Annotated in this window: 8 protein-coding genes; 5 read left to right on the top strand and 3 right to left on the bottom strand. The window is 62.7% G+C overall.

Translation table 11 applies throughout. The annotated features are described in order from the left end of the window. A partial coding sequence (locus tag K1X71_04125; GenBank protein MBX7072312.1) for a hypothetical protein occupies positions 1-1,463 on the top strand: 1,463 nt, incomplete at its 5' end. Between the two features lie 128 nt (positions 1,464-1,591). Then, positions 1,592-2,518, top strand: coding sequence for an ABC transporter ATP-binding protein (locus tag K1X71_04120; GenBank protein MBX7072311.1), 927 nt, complete (start codon positions 1,592-1,594; stop codon positions 2,516-2,518). A 262-nt stretch (positions 2,519-2,780) separates the two neighbouring features. Here the strand turns inward: K1X71_04120 and K1X71_04115 are convergent, their stop codons facing one another. Next, a complete protein-coding gene (locus tag K1X71_04115) occupies positions 2,781-3,206 on the bottom strand; it encodes a hypothetical protein (protein ID MBX7072310.1) in 426 nt (141 codons plus the stop codon). 728 nt (positions 3,207-3,934) lie between these two features. Here K1X71_04115 and K1X71_04110 point away from each other — a divergent pair. From K1X71_04110 to K1X71_04100, 3 genes are all read left to right on the top strand, one after another. After that, the gene (locus tag K1X71_04110) at positions 3,935-5,458 is read left to right on the top strand and encodes a hypothetical protein (GenBank protein ID MBX7072309.1); all 1,524 of its coding nucleotides are present in this window, start codon (positions 3,935-3,937) and stop codon (positions 5,456-5,458) included. Between the two features lie 102 nt (positions 5,459-5,560). Then, positions 5,561-6,757: a DUF1573 domain-containing protein gene (locus tag K1X71_04105; GenBank protein ID MBX7072308.1), complete on the top strand. Its 1,197-nt coding sequence runs from the start codon at positions 5,561-5,563 to the stop codon at positions 6,755-6,757. Between the two features lie 41 nt (positions 6,758-6,798). Further along, positions 6,799-8,394 (top strand): hypothetical protein, encoded by a 1,596-nt coding sequence (locus K1X71_04100; protein ID MBX7072307.1) that lies wholly within the window; start codon positions 6,799-6,801, stop codon positions 8,392-8,394. A 10-nt stretch (positions 8,395-8,404) separates the two neighbouring features. Here the strand turns inward: K1X71_04100 and K1X71_04095 are convergent, their stop codons facing one another. Then, positions 8,405-8,854: an SRPBCC family protein gene (locus tag K1X71_04095; protein ID MBX7072306.1), complete on the bottom strand. Its 450-nt coding sequence runs from the start codon at positions 8,852-8,854 to the stop codon at positions 8,405-8,407. Next, a complete protein-coding gene (locus K1X71_04090; GenBank protein ID MBX7072305.1) occupies positions 8,851-10,695 on the bottom strand; it encodes an adenylate/guanylate cyclase domain-containing response regulator in 1,845 nt (614 codons plus the stop codon). Before K1X71_04090 ends, K1X71_04095 begins: the two co-directional genes overlap by 4 nt.

Raw genomic sequence — 10,695 nt, 5'->3', positions numbered from 1 at the left:
ACGCCGGCGCCACGCTCGCGCGCCCCAGCCGCTCGCTGGAGACCTTCATCTCCGCGACCGAGCCGCTGCCAGAGCCTGCCCGCTCGCGCGGCGGCGATGGTCGTCTACCCGCCGCGCAAATTGCCGACCCGCGCGGTCGAGTCGAGGCGCAAGTCGGCGACGACCTGCCGCTGGTGATTCGTTCGCCGCTCGGCTTTGGCGAAGTCGTCTTTGTCGCGCTCGATCTCGATCAACCGCCGCTTGCCAACTGGTCGCAGCGAGATCGCCTCGTCGCCAAGCTACTCGGTTTTCCCACCGTCTCCGCCAACGCCAACCCCGCCCAGCAGCAAAACCCCATGGGCTTCGACGACCTCTCGGGTCAGCTACGCGCGGGCCTCGATGAGTTCACCGGCGTGCAGACCGCGCCGTTTTGGCTCGTGGCGCTGCTCATCATCGGCTATATCGTGCTCATCGGACCGGTCGATTACTTCCTCGTAAAAAACGTCTTCAAGCGGATGGAGTACACCTGGTTCACTTTCCCCGCCATCGTGCTGGCGGTCTCCGGCGCCGCCTATCTCATGGCGTTTCGCATGAAGGGCGACGCGCTGTTGGTCAATCAGGTGGAAGTGGTCGACTTCGACCTCACCGGCTCCATCGCCTCCGACCAGCCGCAAGCGCAACTTCGCGGCGCCGCCTGGATCAATATCTTCAGCCCGCAGGTGCAAAACTACGATGTCACCGTCGCCCCTGCGGCGCCCGGCGCGCTCGCCCCGGCCGATCGTCTGGTCGCCTGGATGGGCCTGCCCGGCGCCGGTTTTGGCGGCATGAACCAAACCACCGCCGATCCCCCCATGTTCTCACGGGCGTACCAGTTCTCCCCCACGCTCGACGCGCTCAGCGGCGTGCCGATCCAGGTCTGGTCGACCAAGGGCTTCGCCGCGCGCTGGTCGGTCGCCAGCGCCGAACTGGCCACCGCCATCGAGGCCGACCTGCAAGCCGGCTTCGCCGATGAGCTGGATGGCAAGATCATCTCTCGGCTCGATCACAACCTCACCGATTGTCTACTCGCTTGGCGCGGCGTCGCCTTTCATGTCGGCAAGCTGGAGCCGGGCGAGTCATTCGCCATCCAGCGCGTAGACCGCTTGCCCCTGGCGGCGGAACTCAATGCCCGCCGCGGGTCGACCGGCGACCCCACCGAGATCACTCCCTGGGATGTCACTAGCCGCGATCTGCCGTCGATCATCGAGCAGATGATGTTTCACAAGGCCAGCGGCGGTGAAAACTACGCCCACCGCGCCAACTACTATCACCGCTTTCTCGACCTCAGCGATCACCTGCAAATGAACCAGGCCATCCTCGTTGGCCGTGTGCAACAGCCGCTTGGCCCCTTGGTGCTCAACGGCAAAACGCCTGACAACCCCAACAATAAACGTGTCTCCATTTATCGCTTTCTGCTCCCCGTCAAACCGCGCGCGGCCGGTTAGGTCGCAACCCTGAATTTCCCGGCCGCAGCCGCGCCTCGGCCAACCTGTGGCAGGTCCAGCAACATTCGATGTCAACGCGCAGCGGTTAACCTCGCGTCGCGCAAGCCAGCAACAAGGGTGCCTCCGCCGTGATCGAAACTCGCGAACTCACCAAAGTCTACGGCGATCTCTACGCGCTCAAGAATCTCAATCTCAAGCTCGACAAGGGAGACGTCTTCGGCTTCATCGGCCCCAACGGCGCCGGCAAGACCACCACCATGCGCATCCTCGCCACCCTGCTCAACCCCACCGTCGGCGAGGCTTATGTCTGTGGGCATTCGATCTACACCCACCCCAAGGAAATTCGCCGCGTCATTGGCTACATGCCCGACTTCTTCGGCGTGTACGACGACATGAAGGTGATCGAGTATCTCGAGTTCTTCGCGGCGGCGTATCGCATTGGGGGACCGCAGCGCAAAAAGATCTGCGACGAGGTGCTCCAACTGGTCGACCTCACCTACAAGCGCGACGCGCTGGTCACCAGCCTTTCGCGCGGCATGACGCAGCGCCTCGGTCTGGCCCGCGTGCTGCTGCATGATCCGCAGGTGCTCTTGCTCGACGAACCCGCCAGCGGCCTCGACCCCCGCGCCCGCATTGAAATTCGCGGCCTCCTCAAAGAACTGCGCAAGATGGGCAAAACCATCATGGTGTCCAGCCACATCCTGCCTGAGCTGGCCGATGTCTGCAACAAGATCGGCATCATCGAGCGGGGAGAACTGATCGTGAACGCCGATGTCGACGAGGTGATGCGCCGCGTTCGCCGGCAGGTGGTGCTGCACATCGGCTTGGCCGGAAATAGCGACGGCGCCGCGCGACTCTTGGAAGATCACCCCGCCGTGGCCAGTGTGACGGCGTCGGGCGGCAAGCTGGAAGTGACGCTCGCCGATGGCGTGGAAGACTATAGCGAACTACCCACGCTCCTGGTGCAGGCCGGCTACCGGCTGAACCTGTTCCGCGAGGAAGAGCTGAACCTCGAAACCGCCTTCATGGCCCTGACCAAAGGCATCACGTCGTAACGTGCCGCAGTGGTTAGTGGCAAGTGATCGAAGTACTCACCTGCTCTCTTCGTATGCCACGGGCGCCGCTCGTGAGAAGCCACGTGCGAATCTCCACCCGCGCGGCTCCCCACTTCCGCCTCGCCCCCGCGTAGCAGGGGGAGAGGCAGCGACCGCAGGTCGCGGTGAGGGGGGCTTACGTCTTACTTTCCTCCTCCCTTCGCGCCATTGCGTCTTGCGTTTGTTTCTTCCCTCCTGACCACTAACCACTCGCCACTGAGCACTAACCACGTTCTTCCAACTCATTCCCTCTGCGCCTCGACCACCGATACCCGCACGCAATGCCGATCAAGACCGCGATCGGCTGCACGATCTTGAACCACGGCGGATACGGCAGCATCCAGAGATTGAACGCCAACGCCGCCAGCAGCAACACGGCAATGAAAATCGCGCTGCCGCGATTGCCAAGTCGCCCCGCGATCCAGACCCCCACCAGCGCCGTCGCTCCCCACATCGGCACGGCAGCGGCCAGCGCCCAATTCGGGTAGTTCGCCACATGGGCGCACATTTCCTCCTGAGTCCCGCCAAAGCCCGGCGGCGTGGGATGCGCAATCGCGCTGAACAGTTCGACCGCGATCAACAACACCAGCACGGTCGCCACCGCGGCGACAATGGCGCCAATCGTGCGTAACACTGGGGTCGCGGTCATGGTCGTTGTCCCTTCTGGCCGGGCGATGAACTAATGTCCCTAGTGCTGTGCCATGAGCCAATTCTTCCGTCTCGCCCCCGCGTAGCAGGCACCAAAGGCTGCGGCCACGGGTCACTTTTGCGCGGGCATTGGCCGAAGGCCACTATCACCGTAGCCTGGGATCAGCGTAGCGCCATCCCAGGTAGAGGTTCTTTCATCCCTCCTGACCACTAACCACTTGCCACTCTCCACTATTCCCCCTCAGCGTCTCCGCGCCTCTGCGGTTCCCTTCTTCCTTCTTTCCTAGCCACTACCCCCACTCCGACAACTCCGAAAACCCCCGTTCGCCTGCTGCGTAATCAAATTCGCTAACATGTTGTGGAATTAAACATTATGGCGATTTGCCGCCCATTGTCGCATCGTGCGAATTGCGCGCGTGTTTTGACACTCAATTCCGAAAACTCCGAAAACCCATCGACCAACCTGGCCTGTTGTTTGTGTTTGTAAGTTATTTAATAACAATGATTTACATAAATAGAATCGCGGTTCGCATTCGTTTTCGGAGAGGGGGTTTTCGGAGTCCACCCCCTGTTTTCGTATTTCGAGCGCAATTCGTCTGTAGCTCATGCGACGAGGCCAGCCGGCCCCACCAAATCTTTTGCTTTTTGGGCCAGCCGTTTGGTAGCTTTGCCTAACGACCGACTGGCTCGTTCCGCGCGCCGCTGCATCCCCCTACAGAACCGCAACGCATGACCCCCGATCCCGGATTCGATCGTCGCCGGTTGCTCAAAGGCGCCTCCGCCGCCGGGGCCGCCGCGCTGGTGGCCCAGTGGCCCTTGGCCCGCGCCGAGTCGCCCCCTCCGCGCCAGTCGGAACTCATTCGCGCCGAAAACGCCCGCCCTGGCACGCGCGACTGGATGTTGCAAAACACCCGCATCGATCCGGCCACCAAGTATCGCTGCCCTTGGATCGAGGGTTTCGTCTCGCGCACCTCGCTCCGCGCCGGCGAAGAACTCTCGTTCATGGTCAGCACCAATCCGGCCAGCCCGTTCGTGATCGACCTGTACCGCCTCGGCCACTACGGCGGGGACGGAGCGCGGCATCTGGAGCGTCTCGGCCCCTTCGCCGGCAGTGTGCAGCCAGATCCTCCGGTCGGCAAAGATCGCCTGCGCGAGTGCGTCTGGGAGCCTTGCGCCAAGCTGACCATCCCGGCCGATTGGCCCAGCGGCGTCTACCTGGGCAAGCTCACCGCCGAGCGCGAAGGGCTGCAAAGCTATGTCGTGTTCATCGTGCGCGACGATCGCCCCGCCGACATCATTTTTCAATGCTCCGACAACACCTGGAGCGCCTACAACCGCTGGCCAGACAACTACTCGCTCTATGACGACGGCAAGGAAAACTGGTACTGGGGCCCCGATGTCGCCGTCAGCTTCGACCGCCCCTATGGCAAGTACTGCCAGATCTTCGATGCCCCCCTCTCCCAAGGGTCGGGCGAGTTCCTTTTGTGGGAGTTCCCCGTCGCCTTTTGGCTCGAAGCCAACGGTTACGACGTCACTTACATCTCGAACACCGACACCCACGCCGATCCGGCCGGCCTCCGCCGCGCCAAAACCTTTCTCTCGGTTGGCCACGACGAATACTGGTCGCTCGAAATGTTCCATCAGTTGAAGCAGGCCGTCGCCGATGGGCTCAACATCGCCTTTCTCTCGGGCAACACCTGCTGCGGCGTCGTGCCGTTCTTGCCGTCGGCCGATGGCCGGCCGCACCGTGTCATCAGCCGCATTGGCCAGTTTGGACCGATTCAAGAGGAGACGGTCAAAAACGGCTTTGAAGAGCTATTGCGCCTCAAGCACAACGGACCCAACGAGGCCACGCTCATTGGCGCCCGCAGCACCTATCCCGTCACGGGCGGCGCCGATTGGATCTGTGCCGACGAGCGGCATTGGCTCTTTGCCGACAGCGGCATGAGGACCGGCGACGGCATCCCCGGCCTCGTCGGCTGGGAGTGGCATGGCGACCCCGCCGACATCCCCGGCCTCCAGATCGTCGCCACTGGCAAGACCAGCGGCTCTCGCGCCCCGGGGCAGTACACCGCCACCTTGTATCCCGGCCCCAAAGACAACCTCGTCTTCAACGCTTCGACCATCTGGTGGGGCGACGGCCTCAGCGAGCCGCCTGGCTATGTGCGCCCCTCGGTCTACACCACGCCCCACGGCCCCGACCCCCGCGTGCAGCAGATCACCCGCAATCTGCTCAAGCGGATGTTGGCGTGAGTAATGTTCGTTGTTTGACCATCGCGGCAGGCACAGGAATACTGGCAATGGCCGCTCACTAGCAGCCTTTCGCCCGCGAATGATCCACCACGGAACCAGTTGATGCGACCCATTGTCTTCATAGTCTCGCTGGTGGCGCTCGGCGTGCTGGCCGGCGTCGGCGCCTCGTATGGCGATCTGCGCCGCTTAAGCTACAGCGACGTGCGGCTCTTGTCGCCAAAACTGCCAGCGCAACTCCAGGACGACCCTCACTACAATCCGCAGTTGCCGCATCCGCGCGCGATTGCCGCAGAGTTGGTGTTCGACTTTGGCACCATGGAACGCGGAGAAAAACTATCGCATACCTTCAAAGTAGAGAATCAAGGCGATACCCCGCTGGTGCTGGAGAAGGGAAGCACCAGTTGCAAATGCACCGTGAGCGGACTCGACAAGACGCAAGTGGCGCCCGGCGAATCGGCCGAAGTGACCATGGAGTGGACCGCCGAAAGCGAACTGCCAGAGTTCCGCCAAACCGCCACCATCAAGACCAACGATCCTGGCCGCTCGGAACTGAAATTCGAGGTCAAAGGCCGCATCGTGCAGGCCATCCTGGTCGAGCCTCGCGAGCTGAACTTCGAAAAGAGCGCCGGCGTCGCCAAGTCGTACGACGTGCACCTGACGAGCGTTAACTTCGACAATCTGGAGATTGTAGGGCATTCGTTCGAAGACCCGGCCACCGCCTCCTATTTCGACGTGACTGCCCGTCCGCTCACGGCCGACGAACTCAAGCAAATGCCGTTCTTCGCCGCCGAACCCAAAGGCGGGGCATTAGTTACGGTGACGGTGAAACCCGGCTTGCCACTGGGGCCGATCCGGCAGAAAATCCGCCTCGCTACCAATATCGAGTCGCGTCCAGAAATCGAATTGCCGGTGCATGGCTCGATCCAAGGCGATATCTCGCTGGTCGGCCGCGGCTGGAACCAGAGCGAGTTGCTGCTGACGCTGGGATTGCTACGCTCCGGCGCTGGCGCAGAGCGCGAACTGAAAATTCACGTCCGCGGTCCACATGCCGGACAGGTCAAGTTCCAGGTGCAAGAGGTGCGACCCGCGCAAATCAAAGTCAGCTTAGGCGAGTCCAGCGAGCTTAACGATGGTCGTGTGCAGCAGGTGCCCCTCTCGATCGAGATTCCGGCCGACCTGCCCCCCGTTTCGCTGCTCGGAAAAAATCACGGAGGATTTGGCGAGGTGGTGTTGTCCACCACGCATCCAGACTTTCCAGAACTGCGGCTGCAACTGAAATTCGCCATCGAACGGCAGTAGCCGCCCACGGTCACGGGGCAAATAATTCAGGGATGAAACGCGTGCAGAGGCAACTTGGCTTTCCATCACGAATCGGTTTCGCGCGAATCAGTCTGACCGTCGCTTGCGCCGTGGCGGCGTTTGGATTTGCCGCCTGGGTCGAAGGGGACCGCTTCTCAATCACCGCGCGCACCGTCGCCAACGACGCCGATGATCGCGCCGGCGGGTATGGCGCCAACAAGGCCGCCGACGCCATCGCCAAAAACGGCGCCATCTTTCAGAATTGGACCAAGCCCAAGCTGGCGCTTGTCATCACCGGACTGGCGCACGGTTACATCGAACCGTGTGGCTGCGCGGGACTCGACAATCAAAAAGGGGGCCTCAGCCGCCGGCATACCTTGCTCAAGCAACTCGCCGCCAAAGGCTGGCCCACCCTGCCGATCGACGTGGGCGGGCAGGTCAATCGCTACGGGCGGCAAACCATCATCAAATTCGGCATCGCGCTCGAAGCGCTCAACAAACTTGGCTATCAGGCCGTGGCGCTCGGCGCCAGCGATTTGAAATTGCCCACCGACGAGTTGATGGCCGCCACCGCCAATCTGGCCGACGCGGGCGGCGAGAGCCGCTTTGTCTCCGCCAATGTCGGCCTCTTTGATTTCGATAGCGACACCATCCCGACCTATCGCGTGATCGAGGAAGCAGGCGTTCGCATCGGAGTGACCAGCGTGCTCGGCGAATCATTCGCGCGCCAGGTCAAGAGCGACGAAGTGAAGCTCACGCCTCCTGCCGAAGCGCTGGCCAAGATTGCCCCCGAGTTGAAATCGAACTCCGATGTCATGGTGCTGTTGGCCCACGCCACCAACGAAGAGGCGGCGCGGCTGGCCAAGCAGTTTCCGCAGTTCGACATTGTGGTGAGCGCCGGCGGCGCCGACGAACCGCCGAACATGCCGATCCCTGTTGCCGGCTCCAAGACGCTACTGGTCGATGTGGGCCACAAAGGAATGTACGCCATCGTGCTGGGCATGTTCGACGACCCCAAAAAGCCGTGGCGTTATCAGCGCGTGCCGCTCGACGCCCGCTTCGCCGATTCGCCCGAAATGAAGCAACTGATGACCGCGTACCAGTCGCAGCTTGAGCTGGAAGGTTTCGAGGGCCTTGGTCTGCGGCCCACAGCGCATCCGCTGGCCAAATCGCCCGGCGATCCGCTCGCCGCGTACGCCGGATCGCAAAGTTGCCGCGAGTGCCACCCCACGGCCTACGGCATCTGGAGCAACTCGCCGCATGCGCACGCCACCGAAACGCTGGCCAAGCTCAATCCGCCGCGACAGTTCGACCCCGAGTGCATAAGCTGCCACGCCACCGGCTGGAACGCGCAGGAGTATTACCCGTACGAGACCGGCTTTGCCAGCATCGAACAGACGCCGCTATTGCAAGGCAACGGCTGCGAAAACTGTCACGGGCCGGCCGCCGCGCATGTCGAGGCCGAACACGCCAAAGGCTTCAAGAATCTTGCCCAACGCGAGCAATTGCGCCAGCGTCTCAAGCTGACGCGCGCCACGATCGAAACCACCTGCGAGCGCTGTCACGATCACGACAACAGCCCCGAGTTCGACTTCGCCAAGTATTGGCCCAAGGTCGAGCATCGCGGCAAGAAGTAATCGCCACCGCTCAGCCGTCGACCTGTTGATGCACCTTTTGCCAGGCGTCGCGAATCACTTGCCCCGCCGCCGCCTGGATCAGCGCCCCGCTGATCGTCGCCACCAGTCCGCGCCGCTCCACCACCCGCGCTTGCCAGCGCACCAGCGATCCATCGCCGTCGGGCGAAACAGTCGAGGTCGATTCCACGCGAATCGCCTGGCCGATGCCGCTCCCTTCAATCCGCATGGTGGCGCGACTCGGCGGTTCGATGTCGCTCATCTCGATGCGCATCTTCATCGTGCCGCGCAGAAACGAAAATCCCGGACGCACCGTGGCGGCCAACGTCCGCGAGTCGACTCGCTCGGTGCTGACCGCGTCGGGGATGTTCGCCGCCAGCAAGTCAAGATCGGTGATTACCGCGAACACTCGTTCGGCCGGCGCGGCAAAATGTTCCTCTCCGCCAAATTCCAACTGGCTCATGATGTCCTTTCGTCCATTCGCCACTGCATGCGATACACCTCCGCATGGCCAAACCCCTTCAACTCTCCGTCAATCCGCTCCAGCGCCGCGGTGGCTTCGCGCGCGTGCTCGGCCAGCGCCGGGGAGATCACCACTTCGCCCGGACCCGCCAGGCTCTGACAGCGCTTGGCCCGATTGATCACGTCGCCCCACACGTCGCGATCTTCGATGATCCCCGGCCCATAGTCCATGCCCACATGCACCACCAGCGGCGTCTGTGGGCTGCGGCGGTTCAACTCTTCGAGCGACCGCATCAGCGCCAGCGCCGCGCGCACCGCGCCAAGTGGACTATGAAAATAGGCCAACACCTCGTCGCCCACCGGGTCGCCGACCGTGCCACCTTCGGCGCGGGCAGCATCGCGCACCGCGGCCACCATCCGTCGTACCAACTCGCGCGCCACGGCCGGCCCATGCTCGCGTGTGAGCGGTGTAAAGCCAGATAAGTCGAACAAGCCGACCGCGATCTCCTCCAATTGATGCGCGTGTCGCGCGCCGCGCGGGTTGAGACTCACCTGCACGCGGCGTAGCGCGTCGAGCACGGCGCGATCTTCCACCCAACGCAATTGGCCGCACGAGTGCGACAGATACGTGGCGCGACCTTGCGCCGGCAACCGCGACAACATGAACACCCCATGCGACATGCGGCCCGCCGCATCGCAACGTCCATAAGTCATCAAGGGGCCCAGGGGGCCCAGCGGTTCGCCGGTCACGCGCGACACCAAATACAGCTCGCCATGTTTCAGCGGCGCCGCCGACGCAAGGTGTCGTGGCTGCGTTGTCGATCCCAACAGCGCCGCCAGACTGATCTGATAATCTCCCTCTGCCGATAGGCGTGTTTCCTCCACCCAACACAACTCGGCGTCGGCTAGCACCGTCAAGCCGCCCATGAGCAGTTCGAGCGCGGCTTCAAGCGCCGCCGCAGCATCGCGCGCCTCGGTCGCTGGCAACCGTTCGGGCGTCCGCCACAGCTCCCAATAGGTCGATAGCGTTCGGATCAAATCGATCATCGTTCTCGGAGCGCCAGCCGCGGGTTGCCCTAATTGCGCCCCGATGATCTCGGCGGCGCGCTGCGCGATTTCAGAATCAGCCAGGCGATGCGATAGGGCGCTCGCCAATTCGCATTGCCAGGTGTGCCGTGCATCGGCGAGCAATCGCGACACGTTGAGCTCCAACGCATCGATCCAGATTGCTGGCTCCGCTCGTTCCATCGCCGCCAAAAACGCCGCGTTAAGATCGTCGTCCAATAGCCCACGGTTCAAATAGAGCGCTAGGCTGACCGCGCCCAAATACTCAACCAACGCTTCAAACAACTCACGCGACGCCGCCAGTCGTTCCACGACGGTTGCTGTCGTTTCCTGCAACTTCCAATGCAGCCACGGAGCGGCGACCGGTTGTGGGTAGCAGTTGGCCACCAGCCACGCCAAGTCGAGCCCGCGCGGCCGTGTCTGCGTTCCTTCGGCAACCAGCGCAAGCAATCGTTCGGTCCCCACATACTTGTCGATCCAACCATACGCGCCGCGGCGTCCCATGCGCAGTGCTTGGTTCAAATCGTCCTTGCCGCTCAACACGTAGCACACCAACCCCGGGCGCAACTTGAGCATCTGCTCCAGCGCTTCGTCCCCCATCATTCGCGGCAAGTCAAAATCGAGCAGGATCAAATCGGGACGGCGCTCGCGCACCCGCTCGACCCCCTCTGCTCCATCATTCGCTTCCACCACCAGATAGCCAGCCGTGGCCAACGCGTCGCGCACGGTTTCGCGAAACATCGCGTCGTCTTCGACTAGTAGCACCGTGTCAGACAT

The organism is Pirellulales bacterium, assembly GCA_019694455.1.
Classification (GTDB): domain Bacteria; phylum Planctomycetota; class Planctomycetia; order Pirellulales; family JAEUIK01; genus JAIBBY01.
Note: the sequence above shows the minus strand (reverse complement) of the source record. Positions and strands in the feature narration are given on the sequence as shown.

Bases quoted from the DNA above. Each gene is read 5' to 3' on its own strand.
- K1X71_04105 (MBX7072308.1), top strand. From the start codon at position 5,561: ATGCGACCCATTGTCTTCATAGTCTCGCTGGTGGCGCTCGGCGTGCTG.
- K1X71_04115 (MBX7072310.1), bottom strand. From the start codon at position 3,206: ATGACCGCGACCCCAGTGTTACGCACGATTGGCGCCATTGTCGCCGCG.
- K1X71_04095 (MBX7072306.1), bottom strand. From the start codon at position 8,854: ATGAGCCAGTTGGAATTTGGCGGAGAGGAACATTTTGCCGCGCCGGCC.
- K1X71_04090 (MBX7072305.1), bottom strand. From the start codon at position 10,695: ATGTCTGACACGGTGCTACTAGTCGAAGACGACGCGATGTTTCGCGAA.
- K1X71_04110 (MBX7072309.1), top strand. From the start codon at position 3,935: ATGACCCCCGATCCCGGATTCGATCGTCGCCGGTTGCTCAAAGGCGCC.